Genomic DNA, 14,434 nt, shown 5'->3' on the forward strand with positions numbered 1-14,434 from the left:
CGCTACAATCAACTCAGTTTTTTAACATTATTTGCTCTACTGAAATGAAAAAAAATGAGACAAAGTCCAATTTTTCAAACTTTAGGAAATCAAATTTTATTCTATGATTCACCCCTGTTGGTTGGAGTGCAAGGTGTGAGACTCCTTGAAAATGCAAGCATTTTCTGCGTGCGATGTATTGCTGCCGCAGCCTTCCTTGTCCTGCGGGAGCAGCGTGTCAAGGGAGACCCCACAGGCGCAAAGCGCCGAGGAGACTCCCGAGGCCGCCATGGATAAGCGAACGCCTGGAACGGAGACCAACAGGGAGTTTAATGTTGACACCTTATCTTTAACCCAGTCCTACTTAAAACAACAATCTTTACGAAAAGAGCATTTTAATAAGAAACGTTTACTAGGGATTTCCCGCTGAACATTAACTTCACCTTAAATCTGAGTAAAGAAGAAGGAGTGCGAGGATTCATTAGAGAATACTTCCTTTATCAATAATTATTGGGGGAAAGAATGTGGCAAACTTAGAGAATAAAGTCGAAAGTCAATTATACAAGGAACAAAAACCAAGGTCTCCGTGGCAGCTTTATTTTTCATTACCTATACTATCCTGGGCCCTATATGACTTTGCTAACACTATTTTTTCGTCAAATATCATTACGATTTTCTTTCCTTTCTATCTGCAGGAGGTCATTGGAACCAATGAAAGGATGGACCAGATCGCCAGCACCTTTTTATCCTATGCAAACGCTACGGCCAGTTTCTTTCTCGTTCTCTTTTCTCCATTGTTCGGTGTACTGATTGATCGTACAGGAAAAAGAAAGTCATATATCATTCCGTTTACACTGATGGCCGTATTCTGCACCATTTTCATGGGAGTATTTGCTTCATTTGAGAGCAGTCAATTACTTTTCGGATTGCCTATTACCTTTAGTGCAGTATTACTTTTGTTTGTGGTTGCCAAATTCTTTTTCCACTCATCCTTAATTTTCTACGATACGATGATGCCGGATCTCGGTTCGAAAAAAGAGATGCCACTCATTTCGGGATTCGGGATTGCAGTAGGCTACTTGGGAACACTTTTAGGTTTAACCGTCTACCTTTATGTGGGGGACAGTGGTTTCCACCGTGCATTTATCCCTACAGGCCTATTATTTTTACTGTTTTCCCTGCCATTATTTTTCATCTACAAAGATAAACCGTTACAAGTTAAGGAAAAGAAGTCATTTATCAGCGGCTATCAGGAAATCCTGCAGACCTTTAAGGAAATGCGCATATACCGGCCAGTTTTCCTGTTTATGATCGCTTACTTCTTCATCAACGATGCCATCGCAACAGCGATTGCCATGATGGCAATCTATGCTCGGTCTATCGGAGGATTTACAGCTTCTGAATTCATCCTGCTGTATTTGGTTTCCACCGTATCAAGTATCATCGGCTCTTTTATTTACGGATATATTTCAAAGAGGATTGGATCGAAATATGCTGTTGTATCTGTGGCGGGCTTGTTGATTGTTGCGTTGTTATTCGCCGTGTTTTCCATTGCTCCATGGATGCTTTGGACGGCTGGAAGCCTGTTTGGAGTAGCGTTGGGTGCCACCTGGGTCACATCCAGAACATTCATCATTGAATTGACCCCTGAAGGGAAAAGGGGCCAATTCTTCGGTCTGTTTGCTTTCTCAGGCAAAGTGTCCTCCATTGTCGGCCCATTAATTTATGGAACAATCACTCTTCTATTGGCGAGCTATGGAAATATTGCCAGCAGAACGGCACTTGGTTCATTGATAATACTTGCCTTCATAGGACTTGTGGTGACATTGAAGGTGCCATACAAAAAAGAAGCATAGAAAAAAGGGAGCTGAACCGGCTTCCTTTTTAATTTGTGTGTGTGCTTATTATTTTAATTATCTTTTTGTAATTAATACAATCTGTATTGACAGATAAGCAGTTAGAAAATATAATATAAAATATATTATATAATAATTATTATAAAAAAGTAATTGGTATAGATGAAAGGGAGAATAGACATGAAACTTAGAGAACAAATGCCTGAATTGACAGGTGCAACAGAATGGATTAATGAAGAAGTGACAAAAGACGACCTAATTGGGAAACCAACGCTTATTCACTTCTGGTCTGTGAGCTGTTATTTATGTAAAGAGGCAATGCCGGAAATCAATGATCTTCGCGATGAATATGATGACGAGTTAAACGTTGTGGCAGTTCACATGCCGCGATCCGAGGATGACCTTGATCTAGGTGTAATTCGCTCGATGGCAATGGGACATGATATTACCCAGCCGATCTTTGTAGATAGTGAACACAAATTGACAGATGCCTTTGAAAATAAATATGTGCCAGCCTACTACGTTTTTGATGCAGAAGGAAACCTGCGTCACTTCCGGGCAGGAGGAAGCGGCATGAACATGCTGAAAAAACGTATCAACAGGGTTCTTGGTGTAGAAGAGAAGTAAAGAATAAGGGGCCAGACCCCTTTTATTATTAAAGCAGCCTTGCTGGGGAATTTCCCTGTCAGGCTGCTTTTTTAGTCATTTTTGAGGAACATATAATTGCTTTTTAAAGCTCGTTTCAATCAAGCTCGTAATAATTAGTCCACCAAGTCACATATACATAAAGAGATACATTATTTGAAACATGCAGGAGGTATTTTTGACGGTACAGGGGAGGAGGGAGATGAAGAAGAATAGCAAGCAGGGTAATCCATGGGAAAACATGAATGAGAAAATAGATGATGTCCTGGGGGAGAAGTTCTGGAAGGATGTATTGCCTGTCATTCCCAAAAGGGTTCCATTAATAGATATATATGAAACACCTACACATGGATATATGGTACTGGAGCTTCCAGGACTTAATTCCTCAAAGGATGTAGAGCTATCCGTCCAAAATAATCAGCTCTTTATAAAAGGGACCATCCCCTACCCTTATCAGATGCCAAAAGAGAACCTCCTTCAAAGTGAGAGATTCTTCGGTACATTCAAGCGTGTGATTTCCATCCCCTTTTCCTTTGTTCCACAGAAATTGACAGCCCAATACAAGCAAGGAGTACTTTTGTTGACCTTTCAAAAATCAAAGCAGGAAATTCAGGTTGAAATTGATTTCCAAGACTGATATCGGGAGCTGAAAAGATGAAATTTGAATTTCATTCATTCAAAGTAGACACCCTGATGAATTCCTCTTCACTTAACAAAGGAGAAAATACAATTTTTAATGTTAAAGCCCAGAAGCAGGAAAATGAAGGGGTGGGTACTATGGTCGGGGAAAAGAATCGGATGGATAATAATACTAGTATGGTCAGGAATCAAAGTGGTAAAGAGTCGAATGAACAAAATCAAATTTAGCTGGTTGTGATCATAATGATTGAAAATAACTATAATGTTGATGACAAAGTCAAAGAACTTGAACACAAACTGGCTAGTCTTATTAATGAGATAGAAGAAATGAAAAAGGAGCGCACTATCCATTACCATATACAGCATCTGGAAATAAAAGAGGCCGCATTTGAACAGCTCCATTACCATTTGGAATCCATCAGTATTGAAAACTTAAGCCGAACCTTGAATATAGGCAATAATTTTGATGGAGGAGTACAGGGAGAGCTGCACCCTTCCCAATCTGACATGCCAAAACAAAAGATCCCCTCCATTCCTCTAAAGGGGAAGGTCGTGGATAAAACAAAATCAAATAAGCAGCAAAATATTGTGAAATCTTACTCAAAACAGAAGGAACAACCCCAAAAGGATCTTGTTCTAACTCCGAAAACCAAGGGCTACTCGGTCACCTTTAAGAAAAAGGAGGAAAACCAATGAGTTCTCCATATTCCCCCAATTTTTTCATAGGCAGTATCCGTATAGGAGTGGTTGAGAGTGCCTCCTGCATAAACATGGGGAACAATTACCCTGCACAGTTTCAAAGCAATAAAAAACATAATCAGGGGATTGGTAATATCAGCGGAGATGAAAATGATATCCATGAAACCAAAAGTTTGGTAAGCGACTCGTCCTTTATCGATATGCTTCACCAGCTGGAAAATCAGGAACTTCCTCTATGGCTCCAGGATGTCATAAAGGAAAAGCAAGGCATGGACTCTGATGATGAAAATTAGCTGCTGGATTTAACCTGAACGGGCATATCAACCATATCCGGGTCATATACAATGTTCATATTGGAGGAAGAATGATTGTCTGTACCTACGACCATTCCAAAACCCATATTTGCTTTTTGGCTGGTACTCCAATTTGACTGGACGTTGTGCCCGGTGAAAACTCCGGAGCTATTCATGATGGAGTTTATTTCAATCCGATCTAGAAGGAAGTGGACATGCAATGTCTGTTTTTTTGTATTGCGCATAGTGGCCTCCATCCTAGAATTGGGCACTCGGCTGAGGGTTGTTCAGTTCAGGATTCGTAATGGTCGTATCAACTCCATCCGTATCAATGACCACATTGAATACTCCGTTAATGCCTACCACCCCGATTTCAATTCCATTTCCCATATTGATTTTTCCTTGTGTCGACCAGTCCGGTTGATTATTTTGACCTGTGGAAACCGCCGAACTCTTACTGATGGAGTTCACATTTATTTGGTTGAAGATAATGGATACTGGCAATGTATTTCCCTCCTCCATACTTGATTGTATTCAGTGTATGAAATAATTGGGAGATAGTTATCAATTCTTAAAAAAAATTATTAATCAAATTTGTGTGCGATTTTATATAGAATTAGGCAAAAGTACTATTTTACAAAAGTTAATCATGATTTTATTTACCTTGTCATACCATATATAAATTTTAAGCAATAGTTGGGGGAAATCATGATGGTAACAAAGCAGATTATCGTTGCACTTACGAATGGACTTCACTCGAAAACAGCCCAATCCTTTGTCCAAAAGGCGCTTGCTTTCCAATCTGAAATCAAAGTGGTGCGTCACAGCAAAATAGTGGATGGAAAAAGCATTCTTGGCCTTCTTTCCTTGGGGATAGAATGCGGCAATGTCGTAACGGTGAAGGCGGAAGGTTTGGATGAAAAAGAAGCGGTGTCAATGTTGTCATCATTTCTAAAAAATGAAATAAATGTTGAATAATCCGACACGCAGAGAACGGAGCTGCGTGTATTTCTTTACAGAAAATAACATTGATAAGACGGACAGGTTTCCTTTATACTTTCCGAATATATATGTTGCTAGGTTTATTACTTCAATAAATCTGGGTAAATATCTTCGTATAGAACAGAAACGGAGGAGAACATCATGAAAACTCGCGATTCCTTCTTTGACAATGCGAAGTTTATCCTAATCTTTTTAGTCGTATTTGGGCACATCATATCCCCTTATCGAACAAATGATGAATGGATTGTGTCCATCTATCACTTTATCTTCATCTTTCATATGCCGGCATTCATTTTATTGGCCGGACACTTTAGTACTAACTTTCATAAAAAAGGATACTATACAAAAATAGTGACAAGATTGCTGGTGCCATACCTTATTTTGCAGACCATCTATACGTTGTTCTATAGCCAGCTTTATGCATCAACGGAATATTCCCTGCAATATTTCACACCAAGATGGGCCATGTGGTTCCTGTTGAGTATGATTGCCTGGAAGCTGATGTTACCGCTATTTGCCAAGCTGAAAGCCAGATACAGTGTACCTTTGGCGCTTGCCTTGGGAGTGGGAATAGGATTTTTCGAGATATCCGCGCGTTTCCTGAGCCTTGATAGAACATTTTACTTCTTTCCGTTCTTCCTGATCGGGTATTATCTCACGAAAACGGATCTATTTGAACGTGTGAAAAACGGGGCTTATCGCCCATATGCTGCTGGATTCCTGGTTCTTCTGTTTGTAGCTATCTACATCGTTTTAGGTGGAATTGATGGTGCAAGTATCCTTTATGGGACCTACACATTCTCTTCTGTGATTGACATGTTGGGCCGTGTTGGCATCTATGCAGGAAGTTTTCTCGTTACACTTGCATTCTTTGCCCTAGTTCCTAAAGAGAAATATTTCTTCACAGGAATCGGAAGAAGATCATTTTATGTGTACATCCTTCACGGATTTATCATTAAATGGTTCTTTGAGACAAGCTTCAGTGAGGCAATACACTCAACATCGGGCTATATACTTCTTATTATGATGAGTATCGTAGTCACCTTCATTACAGGAAATAAATATGTCGTAAAAGCAATACAGACGCCTTTTGGATATATGAAAGAAGGATTATCCTTGAAGAACGGCTGAAAATGAAGAACCTCCACGGTGAAGGAGGTTCTTTTTTAATATTCTTCTTTTCGTTTCAACCAATCCTTTAAATGGAGTGTTCCTAAATGAGGAGCAGGTGCACCCTCAAGTGCTGTTATATATTCCATCTGGATCGGAGAAATAATAGCTCGCAGATGGCATCCACGAATGGACTACTGCATCAGTCGTCTTAAGCCCAAAGCTTTCCGTCAAGGTGATGTCCTTTCCTTGCAAAAATGCAGGGATTTTGAGTAACTGGTCAAATTCCACATAAAATGCAAAATGTGCAGGAATAAATTTCTCCTTCGTGACCTCCCATATGCCAAGCATCTGCTCCTTTTTATCCGGGTCCCCAAGCCAGAAAAAAGCTACCCTTCTTTCTTGAATGACAATGGCAAGCGTCAATCCAAGCTTCTCGTAAAAACTGATGGCTTCCTCTAAATTCCTTGTTTTTATATGCGTTTCAAAAAGTTTTGAGTTCTTCATCCCTGATACCCCTTTTAAATTTTATACTATAAGTTTACACCGCTACGAGTGCAGGAAATCCATGCTTGGAAGTATTCTTTTCTACATCTTTAGCAGGGGAAACAAAAAAACCGCGAATCCCATAATGGGACTAGCAGTCAGGTGATCATATATTATTTATACGCTCCGTTGCCTTCATTCTTGTGACCTTCCATATGCCTAGCAAGGAAAGCAGGGTGGTCATGGTGATGAGAATAGGCAGGAGGCCGGTTAATCTGGCAATAACACTGTAAAGGATGGCAATGGAAACCATGGGTATGATGACAACGAGGAACTGTATCTTTCTATTTAGCATGGTCATTAAACTGCTACCGAGATAAACGATGATACCGAGCAGAAGGACGGACAAAAGTGTTAACAAATAATCCATTTTACGGCATATCCTCCGTTAATATTAGTAGTGGATGAACACTGTCTTCCTAATATTATACCATAAATATATAGGAATATTCAGAAAGTGCCCAAGCGGAATTTACCTATTTGTATTGACAGGCAGGGATAGGGAAAATATACTAATAGAGAAATCAATACGAGAAAAGGAAGGTACAAGGTGCGATGTGGAATTAATCTGATTTTTAGGAGAGAACTCATGATGATGAATAAAATGAGGAACCTAGAGAATTGGATTAGTCTGCCCATTTTGCCTTCCATAAGCATCGTTTGAAGACCACTAGCTATTTTGCATAGTGTTTTTTACGATACTTCATTGCGTAAAAGGCTTATTTAAGCATGGCACGTTTTCATGCACAGGACTTATCTTGAACCTCTCTAGGTACCTAGGGAGGTTTTTTTTGCGATGATTGATAAAGCTGCTCATTTTTTTATTGCCAAAACAAATAAAAACAATTAAGCAATGAGGAGGTGCTGTGTATGAGAAACATTATTCTACAAGCTAAGAACATCAACAAAAGCTTCGGAGAAAGAAATATTTTGAAAGACATTACGTTGGACATAAGAAACGGGGAGAGAATTGGGCTTGTTGGTTGGAATGGATCAGGGAAAACTACCCTGATGAGAATTCTGCAGGGACTGATAATGCCGGATGAAGGAAGTATCACCAAGTATCCGCAAGAGTTGAGTATAGGATATCTTCCCCAATCCACAGATTATGAAGGACTCCTTGATGATCATGTGTTATCTGATAATGAAGAACTTCTTTTGAGGACGACAAGCAGATTGGGTCTGGAAAAGCTGCAGCATTGGGAGAAGGAGCGTTATCAACATTTAAGTGGTGGAGAAAGGTTGAAGCTTGCACTAGCAGCAATCTGGGCAAAAAAACCTTCTCTCATATTCCTTGATGAACCTACCAACCACCTGGACTTGAAAGGAGTTAACTGGCTGGTGGATGAGCTGAATCTTTTCCATGGAGCGGCAGTAATCATTTCCCATGATAGATATTTCCTGGATAGAAGCGTCACGAAAGTGTACGAAATCGAGGAAGGTCAGTTAAAGGAGTATGTAGGGAACTATACCGATTACCGGAATGAAAAGCAACGCCAATTTGAACAGCAGGTGAGAGATTACGATAAACAACAACGGAAAATTCAAATGGTGGAAAGCCAGATTGCAACCCTTAAGCAATGGTCTGAGAAAGCGCATCGGGAGGCTGGAAAAGACAGGGGCGATTCCGAAAATAGACAGATGGGGTTAAAAGAGTTCGAAAGAGTCAAGGCCAAAAAGAAAGACAATCAGATCAAGTCGAAGACAAAAAGGCTGGAGCTTGAGCTTTCCAAAAATAAAGTGGAAAAACCAAAAGAGGAAGCGCAGGTGCTATTTGACTTTGAAGCAAGTGGTAAGCGTGGTAAGAGAATTCTTGAGGCAAAAGGGTTAACAAAGGAGTTTGGTGATCGCATTCTGTTTAAGCAAAGTCATTTTTATGTAAAGCATGGGGAGAAGATGGGGTTACTTGGATCAAATGGTGCAGGAAAAACGACTTTTATCAACATGTTGTTGGGAAGTGAGCCCATTTCAAAAGGATCTCTATGGAAAAGCGAAACCCTGAAAATAGCGTATTTGAGTCAGGATGTTAGTGATATGCCGTCGGGCAAAACAGCGATGGAATATCTGGATCTGAGCGGCTGGGAGAGGGTTTCAAAAGCTAGATCCATTTTTGCTAACATGGGAATGAAAGAAGAGAAGCTTCTAAAACCGATTTCCTCCCTTAGTCTGGGTGAACGAACTCGTGTCAAGCTGGTATATATGATTATGCAGGAATATGATGTATTGATTCTTGACGAACCGACTAACCACTTGGATCTTCCAAGCAGGGAACAGCTAGAGGAAACCTTGGCAAGCTTCCAGGGAACTTTGATTGTTGTTTCACATGACCGGTATTTTATCGAAAAGCTATGCGATAAGCTACTCCTGATTGAAAATCAGAAAATCAAAAGAGTGGAAATGGGATTAAAGGAATATGATGAAAAGCTAAAACAAAAGGTGGAGCCGGATAAAAAAGAAAAACAAGAAATGCTTGCTCTCTTGGATACGAAGATCACTGAACTATTAGGAAAAATAAGTATGGTAGTTCCAGGCACTGAAGCGTATGCAGAAATGGATGGAAAGCTATTGGAACTGATGAAAAGAAAAAGGGAAATCGGATAAGCGAAAAGACTTGGGTGAAAATTCATCCAAGTCTTTTTTTGTTTTCCATATAGGTATCAATTCAACTTAAGCTTATCTCCGACATAAATAGTATTGGAAGTCAGCTCGTTTAACTCTTTCAGACTTTTTACGGTAGTGCCATATTTCTTGGCAATGGAGTATAATGTGTCCCCTTTTTTAATTGTGATCGTATAGCTTTCGGGAGCAGGTGTCACATATAATTTTTCGCCGAGTTTAATAGTGGACGATGTTAATCCATTCCACTGCTTAAGATCAGTTACGGATGTATCGTATTTGTTGGCCAAGGAATACAGTGTATCGCCCTTTTTTACGGTGATGATTATAGGAGCTTTCACTAACAGTTTCTGTCCGGTGTAGATCATGTTGGATGAAAGATTGTTCCAGGCTTTCAATTTGGATACGGTGGTGTCATGCTCCTTGGACAGGGAGTAGAGCGTATCACCTTTTTTGACCTTTACTACGGACGCCTCCTGTATAATAAGCATTTTCCCTGCGATGATCTTTGAAGAGTTAAGATCATTCATCTCTTTCAGTTCTTCGATGGAAACGCCATATCTTTTCGACAGGCTGTATAGCGTATCGCCTTTTTTAATGACAATTTCCTCCTTGTAATAAGAGGCTGCTGATGCCGTTTCATGGGAGGAAAATCCCATTGCACCTGATAATCCAAGTGATAAAGCTAAAGCCAACGCTATTTTTTGATGTTTTTTCATGTTGTACACTCCAGTATGTCAATTTTTTTGCTTCACACTTACTTTGACGCAGCTGAAGGAATTTTGTCGCTTGTTTATTGAAAAAGGATGAGCCTGTTTTTGTTTATTTGAATTCAGTTTTACATAGAAAAAAAGGGGCGACCCTATTAAACACCGCTGTTGATTTCCGCACTAGGCTGCGCTTTCCGCGGGGCGCTGCTGGAGCCTCCTCAGGCTTCGCCCTGCGGGGTCTCCAGCCTACCGCTTTCTCCCGCAGGAGTCTTCGCCTATTGCTCCAATCAACAGCTAGATACATAAACCTAGCCTTACGATTAATAAGAAAAGCACAGCCATCAGGTTTGGTGGCTGTGCTGCTTTGTTTTTAATGCATGGATTTCCTCGAGTATATAATCGGCAAAACTAGAGAGTTCATTATTATTAAAGTCAGGTTCATCGGTTACTCCTACATAACTGGCAAGGCACTCAGAAATAAGTTTACTGTTTAATGATGATTTTATTCCCCATTCACCAGCTTCTTTTTTAGAAGAGACGACACCTTCCTTCAGGAAGTAAAGCACCCTGCATAAGTTTAATACGTAATACACCGGGTTTTCTACAATCCCTGTTTTGGCATCCTCCACATCCTTTACGATAGAATCAACATAAAAGCTGCTATCAATCGGATGGAAGGTCTTTTTAACATCTTTCCCATATAAGGTTGCACCTCTATTATAGGTAACTACTATATGTGCTGCGAGATCCGGGTCCAGGAACCCTTCACCACCACAAATAAATTGGTCATCAATCAAATAGTTGGGATGGAAGAAATGCAGCTCAAAGGGGGTAGGATAGGTGAAGTCATTTAAGTATTTTTCCTGGATAATGCTCATCTCCAATGGGTTTTGGTGACCCTGGGTAATCGGGAGGAGGCGGCTGATCATGCTTCTTTTTGTCTCATCTGCCACGCCGTCTTTCACCACCACCAAAAGATCGACATCGCTTCTATTCCGGTTGAAGCAGCCCATTGCAATAGAACCGTGGATATAGATCCCGATTAAGTTGTCTTGAAGTTCCTCAATAAAAACATGTCCGATTTTATTTAAATACTTTTTTAAGTCCATATGATTGAACCTCCATCTGTGAAATGTAATAAGGAGCCGGAAATCGACTCCTTATACATCCTAAGTCTATGATAACTGGCTGCTCTTCCAAGCATCCAGCACTTCTTTTTCCTTGTCTCTATGAATTCCGGCTTTTCGTTCTTCGTCGCTTCTAGTCTGTTCCCAATCAAGTATATCCTTGATTGTATCTTCTACAGGACGAACAGTCAGCCGATGCTGAAGGGCTTTTTCAATGCTTATCGTACTGGCACCACGCCATGGCTCGCCGCCTTCTGTCAGAGGATGTTCTTCTGGTATCCATAAGGGCATTTCCGTCCAAGGAGCCACTTTGTTTTCGAGTAAAAAGCCTTCATCCGCCCATACCAGCTCTGCATCTGAGTTTGATACCGCTTTGCAGGACAGAAGGAATTCCTCCATGGTCATGGGAGTCGTTGGCCCAGTGACATTGAACACACCAGAAACCCGCTCGTCCGCCATCTTTAATATCCAGAGAGCCATATCCCTGGCATCAATCATCTGCACATTGCGATCTTTTCTTCCTGGAGCCAGGACTTCTCCGCCTTCTGCAATCCTTTTTACCCAATATGGAAATCTATCTGAGTAATCAAGGGGACCTACAAGCAGACCGGAACGTACATGCAGCACTTTACCGGGCATGTTATTCTCTGCAGCCTCTTCACTCATTGCTTTCAAAGCGCCGTAATGCATATTGATCTGCTCGGTTGTACCATAACCGATTTTTTCTACTTCAGCATCTGACAATGTAAGGACAGGATAGCCTTCATCCAGGCCATGGGGGATCCAGTCCTTGTACACGGAAATACTGGATATGAAGGTGTAGTGGTCCACTTTGTCAGCCAATACTTTTGTGGCTTCCGTTAATTGCAGCGGAGTAAACCCGCAGGTATCGATGGCAACATCCCATTTGCCTGCTTCAAGCAATGCTAAATCCTTGTTGCGGTCCCCGATAATCGTTTCTACCTGAGGGAATAGTTCTTGATGATTGCCGCGATTGAATAGTGTTATTTCATGACCCTGCTTTAATGCTTCTTCGACTATGAATCTACCTAAAAATCGAGTGCCGCCAATCACTAAAATTTTCATATGTATGCCTCCAGGAATATTTTGATAGTAACTAATTCTATGTATATTGGAGTTTCTCCTTTAAATGACCGGTAAATTAAATAGCCCACACCAAAGTGTGGGCTACTTCAGCTTTTAAGCTGCTCTAGTGGATTCCAGCTTTCTGCCAAAATACCATTTTAACGCAGGTGGCACCACTATGATGATAAACAAGAGGCGAACAAGCTGCAGGGCACTGACGACTGCAGGGTCTCCTCCTACAGTGGACGCGGTCAATACCATTTCGATCAGACCACCCGGGGCTACACTTAAAATGGCGGTCGGCAGATTCAAGGAGGTGAAAGCGGCCAAGCCTGCACCTAAGCCGAATGAAACAAGAATGAGGGTGAGTGTAAGGCCAAAGTAGACAAAGCAGTATTTTCCCCCAAGCTTCAGATCGGCAAAGGCAATTCCTTTGCCCATCCCGATGCCAACAGTGATTTGCGCCACAATCAGCAGCAGGGGTGGCAGAGTTGCCATGTCGATAAATAGGATGTTCATGATTGCTGTCAGAGCCATTGGGACTATGACAATTCCTGCAGGGATCCTTTTCCGAAAAAGAATTCCTCCTGTTACAGGGATGGCAAACCAGGCATAATCCCATCCACCGAAAACATAGTTTGCGCCAGGAAGGACAGTATCCAATCCAGTCCCCGAATTTGTAAAGGTATGAACCACTACAAAGGGAACAAGAAACAGGACAGTGAGCAAACGGACAGTTTGAAAAATTACGACGAGAGAAGAACGTGCATTCAGGGATTCACTGGCAATGACCATTTCTGAAAGCCCTCCCGGTATGGATCCAAATACGCTTGTTATCCTATCAACAGGTATCCAGCGAGTGACAAGGACACTATTCAGGATGCTGATTCCCACTAGAATAATGGTGGAAACGACATAAGGCAACACATATGGTCCGACGGTATTTAACGTATCTGCTGTAAAGTAAAGCCCGAAGAACATCCCCAGTATCAAAAATCCGCTTTGTTTGAGAGGATCAGGACAATGCATCTTCCGCTTGCTAAGCCCTTGGTAAAGCATGACGAAGGTCAACGCTCCCAGGACCCACGGTAAGGGGAGACCTCCCAGGAAAAATAAATATCCACCAATCGCTCCTACTATATATGTTTCCGCTAATTGGATATAAGGAATATTTCGCATTCCTAAACACTCCTTTAATTCGATAAAGCAATTGTAACATAAATGGAAAATGAAAAGAGGGTTTTTTTCGGTATGCGAAGTATGCTAACAGAAAAACCGGACGATGCCAGTGCATCATTCGGTTTAAAACATACTCATTAACTCCCTGTACTCGTAAAAGCTCGAATCCCCCTGTTCCAAAACCAATAAGCGATCATAAAGGATGCCGCAGCAATGACAGGCGTCAATACCGGCAGCCATATATGCTCGTTTCCCTCGAAAAAGTAGGTGGCAGGATAGAATGCTGTAAATCCGTACGGTACCACCCAGGTTATGATCAGTGTAATGGCGCGGGGATAGATCGTTAAAGGATATCTTGCAAATTCACTTAATTGGAACACGGATACGACGATTGGAAGACTGTCTACCATCCAAAAAGAGAAAGTGATAAAAAACAGGTTGATGGCGACAAAAATGATTCCGCTCGAAAGGATAAATACAAGGAGCATAAGAATCGTGCCTATCGACCACTGAATATCGAGATGTGCACTTGCAATGGAAAGTACAATTCCCCCGATTATCAGTTGACCGAAGCCATCCTGCTGTACCCGCTCAGCTACCACCTGGAAAAATGGATTCACGGGGCGAAGAAGGAGCCGGTCGAAATTCCCTGTCTGTACATATTGCCATCCAAGCGTCCAGAGATTATCAAAGAATATGTGATGAATGGAACGCCCTAAAAAGGCGATGGCATAAATGAAAAGAATTTCATAAAAGGTCCAGCCTTTCAGCACATCAATATGGTCAAACACAATCTTCAGGAAGAACAGGGCAGTGAACTGCTGCACCATCACTGAAAATAGCCCGATGAAAAAATCTGTCTTATACTCCATCATCACCTTCAGATGATTGGCAAAATATCTACTATATAAAAAGCTATATCTTTTTGTTTTTTTCCACATATCCCT

The 14,434-nt window shown here is 41.2% G+C and carries 19 protein-coding genes; 10 read left to right on the top strand and 9 right to left on the bottom strand.

The genetic code is table 11. The annotated features are described in order from the left end of the window. Positions 1-145: 145 nt before the first annotated feature. The 7 genes from ACFVAD_RS03930 to ACFVAD_RS03960 all read left to right on the top strand — a co-directional run bounded on the left by ACFVAD_RS03930 (position 146) and on the right by ACFVAD_RS03960 (position 4,111). Complete coding sequence (locus ACFVAD_RS03930; RefSeq protein ID WP_386636310.1) at positions 146-409, top strand: hypothetical protein; 264 nt, start codon at positions 146-148, stop codon at positions 407-409. 181 nt (positions 410-590) lie between these two features. After that, positions 591-1,835, top strand: a complete 1,245-nt coding sequence (locus tag ACFVAD_RS03935) for an MFS transporter (RefSeq protein WP_386636606.1) — start codon at positions 591-593, stop codon at positions 1,833-1,835. A 180-nt stretch (positions 1,836-2,015) separates the two neighbouring features. Next, entirely contained in the window at positions 2,016-2,462 is a 447-nt protein-coding gene (locus tag ACFVAD_RS03940; protein WP_386636312.1) for a redoxin domain-containing protein, read from the top strand. A 220-nt stretch (positions 2,463-2,682) separates the two neighbouring features. After that, positions 2,683-3,117 carry an Hsp20/alpha crystallin family protein gene (locus ACFVAD_RS03945; protein ID WP_386636314.1) on the top strand — a complete coding sequence of 145 codons (435 nt, stop codon included), beginning with the start codon at positions 2,683-2,685 and terminating at the stop codon, positions 3,115-3,117. Between the two features lie 17 nt (positions 3,118-3,134). Beyond that, positions 3,135-3,347: a hypothetical protein gene (locus ACFVAD_RS03950; protein WP_386636316.1), complete on the top strand. Its 213-nt coding sequence runs from the start codon at positions 3,135-3,137 to the stop codon at positions 3,345-3,347. A 15-nt stretch (positions 3,348-3,362) separates the two neighbouring features. Then, a complete protein-coding gene (locus tag ACFVAD_RS03955; protein WP_386636318.1) occupies positions 3,363-3,815 on the top strand; it encodes a hypothetical protein in 453 nt (150 codons plus the stop codon). Next, positions 3,812-4,111, top strand: coding sequence for a hypothetical protein (locus ACFVAD_RS03960; RefSeq protein ID WP_386636320.1), 300 nt, complete (start codon positions 3,812-3,814; stop codon positions 4,109-4,111). The genes ACFVAD_RS03955 and ACFVAD_RS03960 overlap by 4 nt, the downstream gene beginning before the upstream one ends. Here ACFVAD_RS03960 and ACFVAD_RS03965 read toward each other — a convergent pair. Beyond that, a complete protein-coding gene (locus ACFVAD_RS03965) occupies positions 4,108-4,356 on the bottom strand; it encodes a hypothetical protein (protein WP_386636322.1) in 249 nt (82 codons plus the stop codon). The genes ACFVAD_RS03960 and ACFVAD_RS03965 overlap by 4 nt on opposite strands. Before the next feature lie 13 nt (positions 4,357-4,369). Then, the gene (locus ACFVAD_RS03970) at positions 4,370-4,615 is read right to left on the bottom strand and encodes a hypothetical protein (RefSeq protein ID WP_386636324.1); all 246 of its coding nucleotides are present in this window, start codon (positions 4,613-4,615) and stop codon (positions 4,370-4,372) included. A gap of 204 nt (positions 4,616-4,819) precedes the next feature. Between ACFVAD_RS03970 and ACFVAD_RS03975 the strand changes: the two genes are divergently transcribed. Next, the gene (locus ACFVAD_RS03975; protein WP_386636326.1) at positions 4,820-5,089 is read left to right on the top strand and encodes an HPr family phosphocarrier protein; all 270 of its coding nucleotides are present in this window, start codon (positions 4,820-4,822) and stop codon (positions 5,087-5,089) included. Between the two features lie 165 nt (positions 5,090-5,254). Beyond that, positions 5,255-6,244: an acyltransferase family protein gene (locus tag ACFVAD_RS03980; protein ID WP_386636328.1), complete on the top strand. Its 990-nt coding sequence runs from the start codon at positions 5,255-5,257 to the stop codon at positions 6,242-6,244. A 105-nt stretch (positions 6,245-6,349) separates the two neighbouring features. Here the strand turns inward: ACFVAD_RS03980 and ACFVAD_RS03985 are convergent, their stop codons facing one another. Then, on the bottom strand, positions 6,350-6,730 hold the full coding sequence (locus ACFVAD_RS03985; protein ID WP_386636330.1) for a VOC family protein: 381 nt from the start codon (positions 6,728-6,730) through the stop codon (positions 6,350-6,352). 145 nt (positions 6,731-6,875) lie between these two features. Further along, complete coding sequence (locus ACFVAD_RS03990; protein WP_386636332.1) at positions 6,876-7,139, bottom strand: hypothetical protein; 264 nt, start codon at positions 7,137-7,139, stop codon at positions 6,876-6,878. 500 nt (positions 7,140-7,639) lie between these two features. On the opposite strand from ACFVAD_RS03990, the gene abc-f reads away from it, so the two are divergent. Further along, the gene (abc-f, locus tag ACFVAD_RS03995) at positions 7,640-9,370 is read left to right on the top strand and encodes a ribosomal protection-like ABC-F family protein (RefSeq protein ID WP_386636334.1); all 1,731 of its coding nucleotides are present in this window, start codon (positions 7,640-7,642) and stop codon (positions 9,368-9,370) included. 56 nt (positions 9,371-9,426) lie between these two features. On the opposite strand, the gene ACFVAD_RS04000 is transcribed toward abc-f, so the two are convergent. The 5 genes from ACFVAD_RS04000 to ACFVAD_RS04020 all read right to left on the bottom strand — a co-directional run bounded on the left by ACFVAD_RS04000 (position 9,427) and on the right by ACFVAD_RS04020 (position 14,428). Next, the gene (locus ACFVAD_RS04000; RefSeq protein ID WP_386636336.1) at positions 9,427-10,104 is read right to left on the bottom strand and encodes a LysM peptidoglycan-binding domain-containing protein; all 678 of its coding nucleotides are present in this window, start codon (positions 10,102-10,104) and stop codon (positions 9,427-9,429) included. Positions 10,105-10,436: 332 nt separating this feature from the next. Then, a complete protein-coding gene (locus ACFVAD_RS04005; RefSeq protein ID WP_386636338.1) occupies positions 10,437-11,204 on the bottom strand; it encodes an aminoglycoside adenylyltransferase domain-containing protein in 768 nt (255 codons plus the stop codon). A 66-nt stretch (positions 11,205-11,270) separates the two neighbouring features. Next, positions 11,271-12,308 (bottom strand): NAD-dependent epimerase/dehydratase family protein, encoded by a 1,038-nt coding sequence (locus tag ACFVAD_RS04010; protein WP_386636341.1) that lies wholly within the window; start codon positions 12,306-12,308, stop codon positions 11,271-11,273. Positions 12,309-12,422: 114 nt separating this feature from the next. Then, complete coding sequence (locus ACFVAD_RS04015; RefSeq protein WP_386636343.1) at positions 12,423-13,487, bottom strand: AbrB family transcriptional regulator; 1,065 nt, start codon at positions 13,485-13,487, stop codon at positions 12,423-12,425. 137 nt (positions 13,488-13,624) lie between these two features. Then, the gene (locus tag ACFVAD_RS04020; RefSeq protein ID WP_386636345.1) at positions 13,625-14,428 is read right to left on the bottom strand and encodes an ABC transporter permease; all 804 of its coding nucleotides are present in this window, start codon (positions 14,426-14,428) and stop codon (positions 13,625-13,627) included. Positions 14,429-14,434 lie beyond the last annotated feature (6 nt).

This window comes from Sutcliffiella sp. NPDC057660 (assembly GCF_042800035.1).
Lineage (GTDB): Bacteria > Bacillota > Bacilli > Bacillales > Bacillaceae_I > Sutcliffiella_A.

Coding starts and splice junctions, on each gene's coding strand:
- ACFVAD_RS03940 (WP_386636312.1), top strand. CDS start 2,016: ATGAAACTTAGAGAACAAATGCCTGAATTGACAGGTGCAACAGAATGG.
- ACFVAD_RS03945 (WP_386636314.1), top strand. CDS start 2,683: ATGAAGAAGAATAGCAAGCAGGGTAATCCATGGGAAAACATGAATGAG.
- ACFVAD_RS03950 (WP_386636316.1), top strand. CDS start 3,135: ATGAAATTTGAATTTCATTCATTCAAAGTAGACACCCTGATGAATTCC.
- ACFVAD_RS03955 (WP_386636318.1), top strand. CDS start 3,363: ATGATTGAAAATAACTATAATGTTGATGACAAAGTCAAAGAACTTGAA.
- ACFVAD_RS03960 (WP_386636320.1), top strand. CDS start 3,812: ATGAGTTCTCCATATTCCCCCAATTTTTTCATAGGCAGTATCCGTATA.
- ACFVAD_RS03965 (WP_386636322.1), bottom strand. CDS start 4,356: ATGCGCAATACAAAAAAACAGACATTGCATGTCCACTTCCTTCTAGAT.
- ACFVAD_RS03975 (WP_386636326.1), top strand. CDS start 4,820: ATGATGGTAACAAAGCAGATTATCGTTGCACTTACGAATGGACTTCAC.
- ACFVAD_RS03980 (WP_386636328.1), top strand. CDS start 5,255: ATGAAAACTCGCGATTCCTTCTTTGACAATGCGAAGTTTATCCTAATC.
- ACFVAD_RS03985 (WP_386636330.1), bottom strand. CDS start 6,730: ATGAAGAACTCAAAACTTTTTGAAACGCATATAAAAACAAGGAATTTA.
- ACFVAD_RS03990 (WP_386636332.1), bottom strand. CDS start 7,139: ATGGATTATTTGTTAACACTTTTGTCCGTCCTTCTGCTCGGTATCATC.
- abc-f (WP_386636334.1), top strand. CDS start 7,640: ATGAGAAACATTATTCTACAAGCTAAGAACATCAACAAAAGCTTCGGA.
- ACFVAD_RS04000 (WP_386636336.1), bottom strand. CDS start 10,104: ATGAAAAAACATCAAAAAATAGCGTTGGCTTTAGCTTTATCACTTGGA.
- ACFVAD_RS04005 (WP_386636338.1), bottom strand. CDS start 11,204: ATGGACTTAAAAAAGTATTTAAATAAAATCGGACATGTTTTTATTGAG.
- ACFVAD_RS04010 (WP_386636341.1), bottom strand. CDS start 12,308: ATGAAAATTTTAGTGATTGGCGGCACTCGATTTTTAGGTAGATTCATA.
- ACFVAD_RS04015 (WP_386636343.1), bottom strand. CDS start 13,487: ATGCGAAATATTCCTTATATCCAATTAGCGGAAACATATATAGTAGGA.
- ACFVAD_RS04020 (WP_386636345.1), bottom strand. CDS start 14,428: ATGTGGAAAAAAACAAAAAGATATAGCTTTTTATATAGTAGATATTTT.